Raw genomic sequence first — 15,165 nt, 5'->3', positions numbered from 1 at the left:
CAGATCGCGTATATTTGGTCAGCTTATCAGGGCAATGGCGATATGCCACATGATGTTCATCGAACACGGAGAACTTTCATGCACAATATCGACCGGATTTACATCGATGGAGCATTTGTCATGCCTCACGGCGAAGAAACCGCCAGCCTCTACAATCCCTCGACCGAGGAGGAGATCGGCACTGTGCGGCTGGGTGATCATGCGGATGCTCTGCTAGCGGTCGCCGCGGCAAAGCGTGCCTTCCAGAGTTTTTCCTGCACGACAAAGTCGGAGCGCATAGGCATGCTAAAGCGGCTGAGTGCCGCCGTCGCATCCCGCGCAGAAGAATTGAGCGGAGCGATGGCCCTGGAATACGGGGCTCCGCAGTATTTCGTCGGGTTCTCGGTGCCTCACGCGTCGTCCGTCTTCCTCGACATGGCCGAGACTCTCGAGACATACGACTTTACCCGGCAGATCGGACGGGCCGAGGTGACAATGCAGCCGCTCGGCGTCATAGCAGCGATTACCCCCTGGAACAGCAACTATGGGTTCATTTGCAGCAAGCTCGCCACGGCGATCGCCGCGGGCTGCACCATCGTCGTCAAGCCGAGCGAGATGAGCGCAATCCAGACAGATCTCCTTACCGAATGCTTGCATGAAGCCGGATTGGCGCCGGGTGTTTTCAACATCGTCACCGGGCGCGGCGATGTCGTTGGCGCGGCCCTCAGCGGGCATCCCGATGTTGCCAAGGTGAGCTTTACCGGCTCAACCGCAATCGGAAAGCAGATTGTCCGTACCAGTGCCGAGACCCTGAAACGCGTTACCCTGGAACTCGGCGGCAAGGGTCCGAACATCATTCTCGACTATGCGGATCTCGACAAGGTCGTCCCGACCGTCCTTATGATGGGGCTTGCCAATAGCGGCCAGGCCTGCGTTGCCGGGACCCGCATCCTTGCGCCGGAAAGCCGTCTTGCGGAAATCCTGCCCCGGTTGAAAAGCGCTGTCGAGGCGATCAAGACCGGTGATCCCACGGATTGCGACGTGCGTGTCGGTCCCATGGTCTGCCAGAAACAGTACGACCGCGTCCAATCCTATATTCGGCTTGGTTCAGCGGAGGGCGCGGAATTACTGGCCGGAGGCGAGGGGCGTCCCGAGGGCCTTGATCGCGGCTGGTTCGTCCGCCCGACGGTCTTTGCCGGCGTCACCAATGAGATGCGCATCGCGCGGGAGGAAATCTTTGGCCCGGTCCTTTGCGTCATTGCCTATCGGGACGAGGAGCAGGCGGTCGCCATCGCCAATGATACGAGCTATGGCCTTCAGGCTTATATTCACGGGTCAGACGAGGAGCGCGCCCGGCGCATCGCAGACCGGCTTCAATCCGGCCGAGTGGTGATAAACGGCGCCCCGCACGAACCGCTCGCGCCGTTCGGCGGTTTCAAGCAATCCGGTATCGGCCGCGAATACGGCGTCTTCGGGCTCGAGGCCCACCTGGAGCCCAGGGCGGTCCTGTTATAGATCGATCCGGAGCTTGCAGAGGCGGCGTGACCCCGCCTCTGCAAAAAATGCGGGGGGAGGTCGTAACGCCAGTCTCGATCTGCCGCGCGGTAGAGCTTGCGGGCACGCCGTGCTCGATAGGACAAAAACATGTGGTTATCGCATGGGGGACCGGTGTTTCTGCTCACGAATCGTATCAATCCGCTGCGCGGTTCCATAGAGTCGCGCTGTCTTCGTGAACGCAGAGCGAGTGCATGTCGTCCTTCAGGTTCATCCACGCAGCCGACCTCCATCTCGGAAGCCCGTTCCAGGGTCTTGCTCTCAAGGATCCGGACATCGCGGCGACCTTCGTCGAGGCGAGCCGAAAGGCTTTTTCAACGCTGATCAGCCGTGCGATCGAGCTTGGCGTGGATTTCTTCATCATCGCGGGCGACGTTTACGATGGCGACTGGAAGGACAACAAGATTGGTCTCTTCTTCAACCGCGAAATGGCGCGACTCGAGCGGGCCGCGATACCGGTCTACCTGCTGCGCGGCAATCACGACGCGTTGAGCGTGATCACCAAAACAATAACCTTGCCGTCGAACGTCCACGAGTTCCCGACATCCAAGCCTGGATCGATGTTTGTCGAAGGGCTCAAGGTGGTCCTTCACGGGCAAGGCTTTGCGGAGCGATCCGCCAATGACAATCTCGCTCTCTCCTATCCGGCTCCCGTGAAGGGGGTCTTCAATATCGGGGTATTGCACACGTCATTGACGGGCAGGGAGCCGCACGCTTCCTATGCTCCCTGTTCGCTCGATGACCTACGCTCGCGCGGCTACGATTATTGGGCTCTGGGCCACGTGCATGAATTCGAGGAGGTGGCGAGCGATCCACCGATCGTGTTTCCCGGCAATCTCCAAGGTCGCAGCGTCAGGGAGGTGGGTGCCAAGGGGGCATTGCTGGTGACCGTTGACGACGGTCGTGTCGCGCTGGAGCGGCTCATCGTCGACGAAGCCCGATTTGCCACTGTGGAGGTCGGCATCGACGTCGATCACGGTTCGTTCGAAGTACTGCAACGTGTCGAGGCAGCAGCGCGTGCGATCCGCGCGGGCGCCGACGGCCGCACGACCGCCCTGCGCGTTCGATTGAAGGGGGCCTCCCGCCTCCACCGGAACTTCACCGCAAACCGGCTGCAATGGATCGATGAGGTGCAGGCAGCCTGCCATCGCGCCCATGAAGACATCTGGCTGGAAAAGCTTGAGCTGCAGATCATCGAACCTCCTTTATTGGTTGAACGGGATGGTGCGATTCTTGACCTCGGGAGGCTCGTAGCCGAGCATGGCAAGGATGCGGACTTGCAGACTGAAGCGGAAATTCTGATCTCTTCGATCGTGCCGCGCTTGCCTGCCGGTATCGGTGCCGGCCACCTTCCCCTTGAGATTTCCGTGGACGCACTTATCGAAGAGGCTCGACAACTCCTGCTCGCCCGTGGCGAAGGGGCTGACTAGGATGCGGTTCGACCGTCTTGATATTCTACGCTACGGAGCGCTGACAGACCGCCCCTTGGAGTTTCGCGCAGATGCGACACTGCATGTCGTCTATGGTCGGAACGAAGCGGGTAAGTCGTCCGCGCTAAAGGCGTTCTCGGATCTGCTCTTCGGTTTTCCTCATGAGATCGAGCAGAACTTCCTGCATGAAGCCTCAACATTGAGGATCGGCGCGGCTATAACGGCGCGCGGTGGCAACGACATTCGCTTCCGGCGCCGTCGCGGACGGAAGAACACGATTGTCTCGCACTCGGATCAGGAGACGCCGCTTCCGGACGATGCGCTTGCACCGTTTCTCGGCGCGTTGGGTCGGCCGGTGTTCGAACGAGCCTTCGGGCTCGATACACGCCGTCTGCGTGACGGCGCTGCTGCCATGCTCCAAAGCGGCGGCGAAATCGGCAGCCTTCTGTTCTCCGCCGCATCAGGACTGACGGGCCTGACAAGCCTGAGGCGAACCTTGGACAGCGATGCCGAAGGGATTTTCGCGCAACGCCGGTCAAAGGACAGGCTATTCTATCAGGCTCTGGAACGTCACGAGGAAGCTCGAAAAGCCGAACGCGAGCACGAGTTGAAGTCCGGGGATTGGAAAAAGCTTGTAGACGAAGTGGAACGCAGCGACGCCGAGCTTGCGGAGCTGCAAGGGCGCCGGCTCGAGAAACGACGCGAGCATAGCCGCCTTACCCTTCTGCGAAGTCTGGAGCCGTTGATCCGCGAAATCGACGCCGATGCAATCGCGGTCTCGACGTTCTGCGACATAGACGGCCTTGCCGACGCAGAGGAACGTCTCAATACGGCAATCGATACGCATCGGCGCACTGTCGAGAAGACGGACACGGCGCGCGCGGATGTCCTTCGACTACGCGACGAGCTGAGCGTCGCCCAAGTTGATGAAGCGCTCTACAAGGCCGCAGGCAGGATTATCGAGATCTACGCCGGCAAGTCCGCCTATCTTGCCGCGAAATCGGACATTGGCCGCGTTCGGGGCGAAGTCGACGAGTTCGACCAGAGGATCCGTCAGTTCACGCGCAAGCTCGGTCTGGATGGCGATATTCACCAGTTGGCGGATATGCAGCCGACCGATGCCGTGCTGGCGCGGCTCCATCGGCTGACAGAGATCGGGCGTGAGTTGCGTCGATCATACACGGACGTCGAGAGGAACCTCTCGAAGGAGCGAGCCTATCTTCAGGATCTGGACAACATCCGCGACGGCCCGCAACCGGTCGATCCACGGCAGTATTCGGACCGGCTCGCAGCTCTCCTGGGCGACCTCAGCGATATCGCCCGCATCGACGGCCTTCAGGTCCGCGTCGAACGTGCACGGTTGGAACTTGAAGATGGGATCGGTCGGTTGAAACCGTCCATCGATAGCCTGGACAGGCTTCTGGCGGTGCCGTTGCCCGACGTATCGACGCTCCTGGGGCATCGGCGCCTCATCGAGGCAGCGGCGGCTTCCGTGCGCGAGATATCGGGCAAGAATGCGAACGTCGACGCGGAGGCGCAAGCTGTCGCCGACGAAATGAGGCAGCTGGGACGCGGCGATGTGATCGTCACGCGCGAGGAGATTGCCACCGAGCGGGAGCTCCGGGACCAATTGTGGCGCGACTTCGCCGATCGTCCGACGCCGGGGGGATTCACGGGAGTGGAGGCGGCGATTTCGCGAACGGACCGTCTCGCAGACCTGGCATTGTCGGATGCCGAGCGGGTGGCGCGTCACACCCAGTTGCAAATGCGTTGTGCGGACCTGATCAAGGCCGGGGAGAGGCTGGCGATGGAACAGCGAGAGGCAAGGGCGGCTCTTGCCGGACTGGAAGCCGACTATCTCTGCCTGTTCGCACAGTCGGGCGTCATACCGCTCGGCGCGGAGCCGATGATCGAGTGGCGCCGAGCCGTGGAGGCTCTCGCCATCCAGCGGGCGTCCTTGAATGCGATGTCGGACGAACTTTCGGTCCTGCAGATAAGCCATGACCGCATATTCCCTCTGCTCGCCGAGATCGCACGAGAGACGGCCCTGCCAGAGGCTAGCACGTTGCCCTGCTCGGTTCTCGGGCGTGCGCTCGTTCGGCAGATCGACGTCATGGAACAGCGTTGGAGCGAAAGCCGCGCCACTGAGGGAAAACGCGCTTCCAGCCTCGACAGCATCCGCGATATCGAGGCCGAGGCGGACGACCTAAGGGGCCGGACCGAGCGCTGGCAGGCCGAGTTCGCGGAGACAGCCTCGATGGTCCACCTCGGTGAGACGGCCACCGTCGAGATGGCGGAAGCTACCATGGACGTCTGGAGCCAGGTGCCTCAGGTGCTGTCCGAGCGGGAGAACCGAGATCGACGGGTGAGGGGGATGACACGCGACATCGGCGTCTTCGAGGAAAGCGTCAAGATACTGGCCAGTGAGACTGGGGCCGATCTTTCGCAACTGTCGGCCGACGCGGCGATCGACATCCTGCATCACCGCGCCGTTGGGGCGAACGCCGAGCATCAGCGGCGCGCCAGGCTGGTGACCGATCTGGAACTTGCTGAGCTCACTCTTGCAAGGTGCGAAGGCGAAGCCACGAGCTGCCAAGATGCCTTGTCCGTTTTGACCAGTTCCCTTTCCTTGCTTGTCGAGCCGTCATCTCTCCTGCAAAGGCTACGGGAGCGTCGCAATGCGAAGGCAAGGCTTCATGCCAGCCGGCGACGCTTCGTCGAACAGGCGAACGGTCGGCGTGAGGAAGATGTCCGCTCCGAGCTTGCTGATTTCGATCGAACCGCGGCGGCACTCGCTGTCGAGGAACTGGAGCGCGAGGACGCGGAGCTCGTCGACCGTCTTGGCGACGTGGCCGCGCGGCTGGCCGAGAACCAACGCAGGAGGCAGGAACTGGAGACCGGCAAGAGCGTCGAGTATGCGGTTTTCGAGAGGCTTTCCGCCGAGCAGGAGACAAAGGATCTGGCGCGGCAGTGGGTTGTCCTGAAGCTGGCCGCGAGGATGCTGGCAAGCTCGATGGAGGCCTATCGCGAGGCACAGTCGGATCCGGTGATCATCCGCGCCGGCACGCTGTTTTCCGCTTTGACGGGAGGTGCTTTCCTCGGCCTGGTCCAGGACTATGGTGACGATGATACGCTTCATCTTCATGCCATGCGAGCGAGCGGCGAGCGAACCCAGCTTTCCGGCCTGAGCGAGGGCACCGGTGATCAGCTCTATCTCGCGCTAAGGCTTGCGTTCCTCGAAGACTACTCCTCGCGCAACGAACCAGCTCCGTTGGTGATCGATGATATTTTCCAAACCTTTGACGATGATCGTACCCGGTCCGGCTTGCGGACGCTTGCGTCGACATCGCAGTCTTTCCAGACGATCCTCTTTACCCATCAATCGAGCGTGGTGGATCTTGCAAGGCAGGAACTTGGGGAGGCTGTGGACGTCATCGGAATGTAAGGGCGCAGACCCTGCTCGACAATGGCCGCCAGCGCCTGGCATCCGTGGTGACGAGTTGAAGATTGAGTTCGTTTCGCTCAAGATGCGCGAGGTTACGCAGTCCGTCCATCGCACGGTGCAAGCTCGATAGAGGAGTTCAACATGTCCCGGCCGCCATTGCCGCCATTCACGCTCGAGAGCGCCGTCGAGAAAGTTCGACTTGCCGAGGATGGATGGAACAGTCGAAATCCGTCCAAGGTTGCGTTGGCGTATACCGAAGACAGCCGCTGGCGAAATCGTGCTGAGTTCATCAACGGCAGAGTGCAAATTGAAGCGTTCCTTGCGAGAAAATGGGCACGTGAGCTCGATTATCGACTGATCAAGGAGCTTTGGACATCGACCGGCAACAGGATCGCGGTGCGGTTCGCCTACGAGTACCACGACGACAGCCAGAACTGGTATCGAGCCTACGGCAACGAGAATTGGGAGTTCGATGGCGATGGGCTGATGCGATACCGTCATGCCAGCATCAACGAGCATCCGATCGCCGAAGCGGAGCGCAAATTTCGCTGGCCGCTTGGACGTCGGCCTGACGATCATCCGGGACTGAGCGACTTTGGTTTCTGACGGTTTTCGCCAGTCCCCGGAAGCGACCTGAAATGGTCGGAGCGCAGGTATGGAAGCGCTCCGACCGATCCGCAACGTCTATTGTCTTGTCTGTTTCAGGGCGCGCCTTGCCCTTACGCCGGCTGCCAGGTCCTCCAGAGCCGCAACAGTCGTCGGCCAGTCGATGCATCCGTCGGTGATGCTTTGACCGTAGGTGAGGGCTTTGCCTGGAAGCAGATCTTGGCGACCGCCGACGATGTTGCTTTCGAGCATGGCTCCGATGATGCGTGTGTCCCCAGCGGCGACCTGGTGCGAAATGTCCTGGAGCACCGCTGGCTGATTTTCGGGGTTCTTCCGGCTGTTGGCATGGCTCGCATCGATCATGATGCGTGGCTGTAGTCCGACTGCGACGGACGCGGCCGCGGCTGCCTCGACGTTGTCGTGATCGTAGTTCGGTTGCTTGCCGCCGCGCAGGATGAGATGGCAGTCCTCGTTGCCGCGCGTCGACGCGATGGCCGCGCGGCCGTCCTTTGTCACCGCCGGGAAATGATGCGGTTGCGACGCGGCCATGATCGCGTCGAGTGCGATCCGAACATCGCCACTCGTTCCATTCTTGAAGCCGATCGCGCTGGAGAGGCCGGAGGCAAGTTCCCGATGCACCTGACTCTCGGTCGTGCGGGCACCGATCGCGCCCCAGCTTACCAGGTCAGCGATGTACTGCGGCGTGATGGTGTCGAGAAACTCGCATCCCGCCGGCAGCTCCATCTTGTTGATGTCGAGCAAGAGCTTTCGCGCGATGCGGAGTCCATCCTCGATCCGGAAGCTGCCATCCAGGTTGGGATCGTTGATCAGTCCCTTCCAGCCGACTGTCGTGCGTGGCTTTTCGAAGTAGACGCGCATGACAATCTCGAGGTCATCACTCAGCCTCTGTCGCTGGTCGGCGAGCCTGGAGGCGTAGTCGATGGCCGCGATCGGGTCGTGAATGGAGCATGGGCCGACGACGATCAGGAGCCGGTCGTCCTCGTTCGTGAGGATATTATGGATGTCCTTCCGCGCCTCCGAGATCGTCTGGCTGACGATTTCGTCTCGCGGTTGCTCCGCGATGATTTGTGCGGGCGAGGAGAGTTCGATGATGTTGGCGATGCGCAGGTCGTCTGTCGAGTTCGACACGGTATTGGTCTCCAGGAGGTCATACCGGGCGCATAAAAAAACCGCCAGGTTGACTAGCGGTTGGTCGGGATCGGTTTGCGTCTATCTACTCACGCGTTTTCCCACCTCCGCACAACAGCGCGGAAGTAATAAAATCGGGAAACATATGCACAAGCAGATGACATGCGAGCTTGCTACAGCAATCCACCCGCATTGTCACCCTCCTAAATCGACAGAAGCTTTCTCGATCGTCGCGCGTTGAAGCTGGCTGGTCAATCGAGGCGCCAGCTCATGGCCGATATCTGGACGCCGAGATCGTCCGCCAGATGGGCTGGCAGTCGCGCCAGGTGTTTCTGCACCCACTTTCTGGTCGCACAGGTGCGCTGGCGCGACCTGAGTTCCTGCAGCTTCTCTATGATTGTCCGAAGTGTCATCGCCTTGCCTCCTTCCTCGGGATCGTGCGATCCTGATGAAAGCCTAGCCATTGGTTGACTTTCAGACAAACAAAATGATATGGTGTCATAAATCAGAAAAATTGAAAGATGAGACGATGACACTTTCTCTTCGCCGTCCCATTCCTTTGCTTGACAACGATGTGTTGCGCACGTTCGTCGCAATCGCCGAAACGGGTAATTTTTCGACTGCCGCCGAAGCGGTTTTCCGCACCCCGTCGGCGGTTTCCATGCAGATCAAGAAGCTCGAGGAGCAACTCGGCGCGACGCTTTTCCTGCGTGATGCCCGTTCGGTGTCGCTGACGCAGCATGGAGAGGTTCTTCTGTCTTACGCGCGCAATATCCTCGCATTGTCGAACGAGGCGGTTTCGCGCTTCATCATGCCTGAGCTCAGCGGTGTCGTCCGCCTCGGCGCACCCGAGGATATCGGCGAGCGGCTGCTGCCAAGCATCCTCAGGAGCTTTGCCGATAGTTTTCCAGGGATCATGGTCGACGTGACGATCGACATGAGCATAGGTATCAGGAAGCGCATGGAGGAGCAGAGGCTGGATCTTGCGCTGATCAACTGCGCAACGCGTCCGCTGCCGACTGACGGCGAGATCGTGTTTCGCGAGAGGCTTGTCTGGGCGGGGGCGAAATGTGGCACGGCGCATCGCCGCGACCCTTTGCCAATCTCTATCTGGGAAGAGGGTTGCATCTGGCGCTCCGAAGCGCTTTCGCAGCTGGAGCGCATGAAGCGTGACTATCGTATCGCCTTTCTCAGTGGTCATACCATGGCCCAGCGCGCCGCTGTCGTTTCCGACCTTGCGATCGCGCCGCTGCCGCGCTCCTATGTCGGTGAGGATATGGCGATACTGGGCGCGCAGGAGGGATTGCCTGAACTCGGCTCCTTCGACATCCGTCTATTGACTGCCTCGCAGATGTCCGGGCCGGTCCTGGCCGTGGCTGACAGCATCCGGTTCGCCTTCGCGGAGAAGGCAAAGGCGATTGCCGCTTGAGGAATCCGGAAGGTGTGAAACCTTTTGCTTCCCAGTGCGTTGAGAGACCGCAGCAGTCTTTGCTACTGCCTCAGGGAGCCATTTCAAATAAAGGATTTCCAAAATGACGACCACGGTTAGAATCGGTGCCGCCATCATGCTTCTGCTTGCGCTGACCTCCTGCGGCAACACCATCCGCGGCGTTGGCCGCGATACGGCCAACGTCGTGAATGCCACGCAAGACGCCGGGCGTTCGGTTGGTCGCGCCGCAAGGTAGGAGTGCCTCAGATTTGTGCCGGTGGGTACGCCTTGACGAGGCCTCCGGAGACAGTCAACCCTGCTCGGAATGCAGCATAGGCTGGATGCTGGCTGGATTTTGCAGCTTCCATCAGGCGAATCTGGAGGCGCGGCGGTGCCACGTCTCCAACCCACCTTCCCAGATTTTCCAGCTTCAACGAATTCAGGAATGAAGCGCCGGCAGCGTTGTCCAGATGACGGTGCAAGCCTTCGATCACATTGTCGTCCTGCGCGGGGTTTTCAAGCAGAAGCGCAACGTAGGACTTCTCCTGCTCTCCGAGCGTTGAGAACTTGGCAGCGATCGTCTCGCGATCTGGGAACGGGGCGGACGTCATCGAGATCTCCCTGGGGTCAGTACGGCGCGACTGGCGAGTCGGCCAACGAAGCTTGTGCGGCTTATAGGCCAGCGGGGCTTGCGCGGAAACAACCATGTCAAAAAGGTCAGACGTGACTGGCGCGAGGCGGCCGATTTGAATGTGCTACAGTTCAGCCTTCACCTTTTCCGCGACATTTGCCGGGACCCATTTGGTCCATAGATCGGCGTAGTTCCGCAGGAAATAGAGCGCCGCCTCCCTGTTGCTTTCCTTGTGCTCGTCCTGCCAGGCCAGCACGTCGTTGATCGTGCTGTTGTCCCACGATCGCTTCTTCAGGTAGTTCGCGGCTGGTCCTGCGCGATCGGCGAAGGCCCTCGTCATAATCGTGAAAGCGCGCGATACCGGATAGGAATTGACCTGTGGCCTGGCGCAGCCCGGTACGATCGTGCAAGTGTCCCATTCCGCCTTATCGTGGCTGACGCCGAAGCTCAGCCGTGTCATGTCGTATTTTCCTAGAATTGCCGTGGGCGCCCAGTAGTAGCCGAGCCAGCCGACTTTCTTGTCGAAGGCAGCAGCAATCGAATCGTCGAGCCCTTGTGGGGTACCGGTATCGATCAGACTGAAGCCACTGTTTTCTGCGCCAAGGGCACGGAAGAGGTTCGCCGTCGATATCTGGCAGCTCCACCCGGCCGGGCAATTGTAGACTCCGCCTTTGGAGCCGTCCGGTGCGGGAAAGAGTTCGGGATGCTTCAGTGCGTCCTGCGCGGTGCGGATGTCAGGATTTGCATCGGCGATGAATTTCGGGATCCACCAGCCCTCAACGGCCCCGTCGGACAGAATCTCCGCTGCCTGAACAATGCGATTTTGTTTGACTGCCGCGTCGAGTTCCACGCGCACCCCGTTCACCCAGAATTCGGACGCGACGTCGGGCTCGCTCTTTTCGTTCATGGTGAAGAGCGTCGGCTTCGTATCGCCGGAGACGATCGTGACCTTGCAGGCGTAACCGGTCTCCAGAATAATCTTGTCGAAATTCGCGGCAATGCTGGCCGAGGGCCAATTCATCCCGGCAATGGAAACATTGCCGCATTCTTCCGCAGCAGCTGTGCCAACTGCCCCCAACAGTCCCGTCGCGACTATGATCGACGTGCAAAAAACTCTCATTTTTCTGTTCCCGCTTTTGTACAAGCACCGGCAGACTACACGCTCCGCAGATTGCAGGGGACCATTTGCAGCGTGTCTCTTTGCAGTCGCTTTGACGCCGATGCTGGCGCCTTGAAGCGGAGCCTACCCCTTCGCATCGGGAAATCAACGCTCTTCTGAAACGAGGGAGGCAATTTTAAGCGGCTGATTTAAAATAGTTAATTTCAAAGTGGTTGGCGCTGTGACTCTGCCACAATCGTCGCTTTCGCAGTCTTGGTATCACCAAAAATCGAAAAAGGCGCGAAATTCATCTTTGCTTAATGGCTTACTAACTCTCCGGTAAGGATGTGACGCTATGAGTTGTTGCGTGGCGGGGGACAACCGCTGCTTCTCCGGATCAGGTAGTGCGTCCCGGAGAAAGCGAGTTTCGTCATGTATGGGCGAATGCGCCAGAGTATTTCGGCAAGCCGCGCGACCTCGAACGGGTCGGCGCGGCTTTCGCATTTTCAACGGTTACGATTGACCGATGCGGAAGGGCCGTTGTAGGCCGGTGCGACCGTTTCGGGAGCTCGCGACAATGACAAAAGCCATCATGCTGCAGGGAACCGGATCCGATGTCGGCAAGACCGTGCTGGTGGCCGGGCTCTGCCGGCTCGCGGCCAATCGCGGTATCAACGTGCGTCCGTTCAAGCCGCAGAACATGTCGAACAATGCGGCCGTGGCCGATGACGGCGGCGAGATCGGCCGGGCGCAATGGCTGCAGTCGATGGCGGCACGGGTGCCATCCTCGGTGCACATGAACCCGGTACTGCTAAAGCCGCAATCGGAAAACGGCAGCCAGATCGTCGTTCAGGGCAAGGTCTGGGGGCAGGCGAAGGGGCGCGATTACCAGAGGCTCAAGCCGCAACTGCTCGAATACGTCATGCAGAGCTTTTCCAACGTTTCCACCGGTGCCGATCTGGTTATCGTCGAAGGAGCGGGGTCGCCGGCCGAGATCAACCTCAGGGCGGGCGACATCGCCAACATGGGGTTTGCGACGCGCGCCAAGGTGCCGGTCGTGCTCGTCGGCGACATCGATCGCGGCGGCGTCATTGCCTCTCTGGTGGGCACGCACGCGATCCTGTCCGATGAAGACCGTACGATGATTTCCGGTTACCTGATTAACAAGTTTCGCGGCGACGTATCGCTTTTCGATGATGGTATCGCGGCAATCGAGCGCTTCACGGGCTGGTCCAGTTTCGGTGTCGTGCCGTGGCTGAAGGCCGCCTCGCGTCTGCCGGCCGAAGATTCCGTGGCGCTGGAACGGCTGGCTCGCAACCGGGGCGGAGCACTGAAGATAGCAGTTCCGGTTTTGCCCAGGATTGCGAATTTCGACGATCTCGATCCTCTCAATGCCGAGCCGGATGTCGATCTGGTGTTCGTGCGACCGGGCGAGCGTATACCCGTCGATGCGCAGTTGGTCATCCTGCCCGGTTCCAAATCGACCATCGCCGACCTTGCCGATCTGAGGGCGGAGGGCTGGGACGCCGATCTGACGGACCATGTGCGGCGCGGAGGGCGCGTCATAGGCATTTGCGGCGGCTATCAGATGCTCGGCCTGAAGGTGCACGATCCCAGGGGAATAGAGGGAAACGCTCTGGAAACGCGGGGGCTCGGGCTGCTCGCTGTCGAAACCGTGATGGCGCCGGAAAAGACGGTGCGCAACAGCACCGCGACATCGGTCGAGTACGGCGATCCGCTTTCAGGCTATCAGATCCACCTCGGCGCAACCCGTGGTGAGGATTGCGGCCGGCCGTTCGCGATCGTGGACGGTAGGCCTGATGGCGCTATTTCGGGCGATGGGCGGGTCGCGGGGACTTACCTGCACGGTGTTTTTTCCAGCGACGCCTACCGTTCCAGGCTGCTGCAGAGCTTCGGCCTTGTCGGCGAGAGACGGAACTACCGTGCAGGCGTGGAGCTTGCACTCGACGAGATCGCCGCCGAGCTTGAAACCTATCTTGACGAACGTTGGCTCGGCGCCTTGCTCAGCTAGAGCTCGCCCGACACTTCCCGCCTGCGGCGGTCGAGCTCTTCGCTGTAACGGCGCAGCGTGTGGGCCTCGCTCAACTGGCCGACCACCGTTCGTTCCACCAAATTGTTGACGACAGCGAGTGCTTCGCTTTCGGTCTTGTCGAAGATGGCGGCGGCCTGCTTGGCGTTCATCTGCGGCTGCAGGAGGTCGTTGTGATAGCGGACGAACTGGTCAAGGCCGTTGCTGTCGTCATCGCTGTCGGTCAGGCTTGCATAGATCTCCGGCACCAGCACCAAGCCGGCATATTTGCCGCTGTCTTCTACAAGAATGACGCGCTGTGCGGAGCCGATCGGAAAGCGGTCCTTGAACTCCTCCATGGAAATGCCTGCCTTGGCGGTCTTCACGTCGGCGCGCATCAGCTTGTCGACGGTCAGATTGCGGATCCAGCCGACATCATGGGCACTCCGGATGCTCTCGCCACGCAGATGGAAACGCCAGGTTGCGAAAGAATAGCCGAACGTGCTGCGGACCACCAGCGACGAGGTGAGTACGGCAGCGAGCACGAGCGCGGTTATCGGGAAGTCACCGGTGATTTCCAGCGCAAGAAACGTCATCGTGAGTGGCCCGCCGATGACGGCGACCGCAAGCGAACTCATGCCCACCACGGCGTAGACGACAGGTGTTAAAGTTGCGTGAGCAAAATAGGGGGCAGAGTAGGCAAACAGTTTGCCCAGCAGCGCTCCCATGAACAGGGAAGCGAAAAACAGGCCGCCTCGGAAGCCGGAGCCGATGGATATGGCGGATGCAAACGACTTCAGCAGGAAAAGGCCGACMAGCACGGGGATGGCGACCTCACGGTCGAGGTTCAGATGCAACGCGCCATGGCCAGCCGACAGCACCTGCGGCGTGACGAGAGCAAGCAGGCCAACGACGACGCCGCCAAGCGCGGGCCGCAGCGGCGAGGCGATCGCGCTCCTGCGGGCGAGCTCTTCGATAAAGGCAACGCCCTGCATGATCAGGATGCCGACGCCTGCGCAAAACGCGCCGAGCAGGACCGCCGGAACGTAGTCGGCGGGCATGACGGCTCCGAACGAGCCGACGTCGATGACGAAATCGCTCCCGGCAAGAAGGCGCGCCACGAGCGTCGAAACGAGAGCGGACACGACGACCGGCGTCAGCGATACGATGGTATATGTGCCAATGATCAGTTCGAACGCATAGAAGGCGCCCGTCAGCGGTGCGTTGAAGGCAGCGGCGATCGCGCCTGCCGCGCCGCAGCCCACGAGGACACGCAGGTCCGAGCGGCGCAGCTGCAGCTTGAGCCCAAGCTTCGAGGCAATGCCCGACGCCAGCTGCGTATAGCCGGCTTCAAGCCCCACGGAGGCGCCGAAACCATTGGAGATCAGGTTCTGGACGGCCACAAGGATGCTGTCCGTCAACGACAGCCGTCCGCCGTGGAGCGCATTCGCCTCGATCGGGTCGACCATCGGCTTCTTGCGTGTCTTTGCCAGGATGAACATCAGCAGGCCGAGCAGCATGCCGCCGAACACGGGTGCAGCAAGCAAGAGGAACTTGTTGTCGATTTCGGAGGAGCTCAGCCTTTCGACATCGCTGATGCCGAAGATCAGGCTGTGCATCTCGCGGGAAACAAGACTCATGCCCGTGACCGCGAGGCCGGAGGTGACGCCGACGATCGCACCGGCGATGACCATGCCCATTTCGCTGCGGCGCAGGAGCGCACGCATGCGTCCTACATCCAACAGAGTGTGAAGCAGGCCGAACCGGCGCATATCGATTTTGAGGAGCATGGCAAGGAAACTAGGCGGGCAAAA

12 protein-coding genes are annotated in these 15,165 nt (G+C 60.5%); 7 read left to right on the top strand and 5 right to left on the bottom strand.

Annotated elements, in window-relative coordinates; translation table 11 throughout:
* The first annotated feature begins 78 nt into the window (after nucleotides 1–78).
* From AC1DMK_RS03785 to AC1DMK_RS03770, 4 genes are all read left to right on the top strand, one after another.
* Complete coding sequence (locus AC1DMK_RS03785; RefSeq protein WP_477857197.1) at nucleotides 79–1,494, top strand: aldehyde dehydrogenase family protein; 1,416 nt, start codon at nucleotides 79–81, stop codon at nucleotides 1,492–1,494.
* Nucleotides 1,495–1,727: 233 nt separating this feature from the next.
* Nucleotides 1,728–2,963: a metallophosphoesterase family protein gene (locus AC1DMK_RS03780; RefSeq protein WP_477857195.1), complete on the top strand. Its 1,236-nt coding sequence runs from the start codon at nucleotides 1,728–1,730 to the stop codon at nucleotides 2,961–2,963.
* 1 nt (nucleotide 2,964) lies between these two features.
* Nucleotides 2,965–6,408, top strand: a complete 3,444-nt coding sequence (locus tag AC1DMK_RS03775; protein WP_477857193.1) for an ATP-binding protein — start codon at nucleotides 2,965–2,967, stop codon at nucleotides 6,406–6,408.
* Between the two features lie 141 nt (nucleotides 6,409–6,549).
* Nucleotides 6,550–7,014: a nuclear transport factor 2 family protein gene (locus AC1DMK_RS03770; RefSeq protein ID WP_037061055.1), complete on the top strand. Its 465-nt coding sequence runs from the start codon at nucleotides 6,550–6,552 to the stop codon at nucleotides 7,012–7,014.
* A gap of 78 nt (nucleotides 7,015–7,092) precedes the next feature.
* Here AC1DMK_RS03770 and AC1DMK_RS03765 read toward each other — a convergent pair whose 3' ends face one another.
* Together AC1DMK_RS03765 and AC1DMK_RS03760 are read right to left on the bottom strand one after the other, a co-directional pair.
* Entirely contained in the window at nucleotides 7,093–8,163 is a 1,071-nt protein-coding gene (locus AC1DMK_RS03765; protein WP_477857191.1) for a 3-deoxy-7-phosphoheptulonate synthase, read from the bottom strand.
* A gap of 251 nt (nucleotides 8,164–8,414) precedes the next feature.
* Nucleotides 8,415–8,576, bottom strand: coding sequence for a hypothetical protein (locus tag AC1DMK_RS03760; RefSeq protein ID WP_477857189.1), 162 nt, complete (start codon nucleotides 8,574–8,576; stop codon nucleotides 8,415–8,417).
* A 74-nt stretch (nucleotides 8,577–8,650) separates the two neighbouring features.
* On the opposite strand from AC1DMK_RS03760, the gene AC1DMK_RS03755 reads away from it, so the two are divergent.
* Nucleotides 8,651–9,592 carry a LysR family transcriptional regulator gene (locus AC1DMK_RS03755; RefSeq protein ID WP_196246743.1) on the top strand — a complete coding sequence of 314 codons (942 nt, stop codon included), beginning with the start codon at nucleotides 8,651–8,653 and terminating at the stop codon, nucleotides 9,590–9,592.
* 103 nt (nucleotides 9,593–9,695) lie between these two features.
* Nucleotides 9,696–9,848, top strand: a complete 153-nt coding sequence (locus AC1DMK_RS03750; RefSeq protein WP_037061063.1) for an entericidin domain-containing protein — start codon at nucleotides 9,696–9,698, stop codon at nucleotides 9,846–9,848.
* Between the two features lie 7 nt (nucleotides 9,849–9,855).
* Here AC1DMK_RS03750 and AC1DMK_RS03745 read toward each other — a convergent pair whose 3' ends face one another.
* Together AC1DMK_RS03745 and AC1DMK_RS03740 are read right to left on the bottom strand one after the other, a co-directional pair.
* On the bottom strand, nucleotides 9,856–10,203 hold the full coding sequence (locus AC1DMK_RS03745; RefSeq protein WP_037061065.1) for a hypothetical protein: 348 nt from the start codon (nucleotides 10,201–10,203) through the stop codon (nucleotides 9,856–9,858).
* Between the two features lie 144 nt (nucleotides 10,204–10,347).
* Nucleotides 10,348–11,343 carry a glycine betaine ABC transporter substrate-binding protein gene (locus AC1DMK_RS03740; protein WP_477857187.1) on the bottom strand — a complete coding sequence of 332 codons (996 nt, stop codon included), beginning with the start codon at nucleotides 11,341–11,343 and terminating at the stop codon, nucleotides 10,348–10,350.
* 556 nt (nucleotides 11,344–11,899) lie between these two features.
* Here AC1DMK_RS03740 and AC1DMK_RS03735 point away from each other — a divergent pair.
* Nucleotides 11,900–13,354: a cobyric acid synthase gene (locus AC1DMK_RS03735; RefSeq protein ID WP_037061072.1), complete on the top strand. Its 1,455-nt coding sequence runs from the start codon at nucleotides 11,900–11,902 to the stop codon at nucleotides 13,352–13,354.
* Here AC1DMK_RS03735 and AC1DMK_RS03730 read toward each other — a convergent pair.
* On the bottom strand, nucleotides 13,351–15,141 hold the full coding sequence (locus AC1DMK_RS03730) for a chloride channel protein (protein WP_477857184.1): 1,791 nt from the start codon (nucleotides 15,139–15,141) through the stop codon (nucleotides 13,351–13,353). The two genes, AC1DMK_RS03735 and AC1DMK_RS03730, sit on opposite strands and share 4 nt — an antisense overlap.
* Nucleotides 15,142–15,165: the final 24 nt, after the last annotated feature.

The sequence above is a fragment of the Rhizobium sp. 05L419 genome (assembly GCF_056397845.1).
This window is presented reverse-complemented; position numbering and strand designations above follow the sequence as displayed.

Coding starts and splice junctions, on each gene's coding strand:
- AC1DMK_RS03785 (WP_477857197.1), top strand. CDS start 79: ATGCACAATATCGACCGGATTTACATCGATGGAGCATTTGTCATGCCT.
- AC1DMK_RS03780 (WP_477857195.1), top strand. CDS start 1,728: ATGTCGTCCTTCAGGTTCATCCACGCAGCCGACCTCCATCTCGGAAGC.
- AC1DMK_RS03775 (WP_477857193.1), top strand. CDS start 2,965: ATGCGGTTCGACCGTCTTGATATTCTACGCTACGGAGCGCTGACAGAC.
- AC1DMK_RS03770 (WP_037061055.1), top strand. CDS start 6,550: ATGTCCCGGCCGCCATTGCCGCCATTCACGCTCGAGAGCGCCGTCGAG.
- AC1DMK_RS03760 (WP_477857189.1), bottom strand. CDS start 8,576: ATGACACTTCGGACAATCATAGAGAAGCTGCAGGAACTCAGGTCGCGC.
- AC1DMK_RS03755 (WP_196246743.1), top strand. CDS start 8,651: ATGATATGGTGTCATAAATCAGAAAAATTGAAAGATGAGACGATGACA.
- AC1DMK_RS03750 (WP_037061063.1), top strand. CDS start 9,696: ATGACGACCACGGTTAGAATCGGTGCCGCCATCATGCTTCTGCTTGCG.
- AC1DMK_RS03745 (WP_037061065.1), bottom strand. CDS start 10,203: ATGACGTCCGCCCCGTTCCCAGATCGCGAGACGATCGCTGCCAAGTTC.
- AC1DMK_RS03740 (WP_477857187.1), bottom strand. CDS start 11,343: ATGAGAGTTTTTTGCACGTCGATCATAGTCGCGACGGGACTGTTGGGG.
- AC1DMK_RS03735 (WP_037061072.1), top strand. CDS start 11,900: ATGACAAAAGCCATCATGCTGCAGGGAACCGGATCCGATGTCGGCAAG.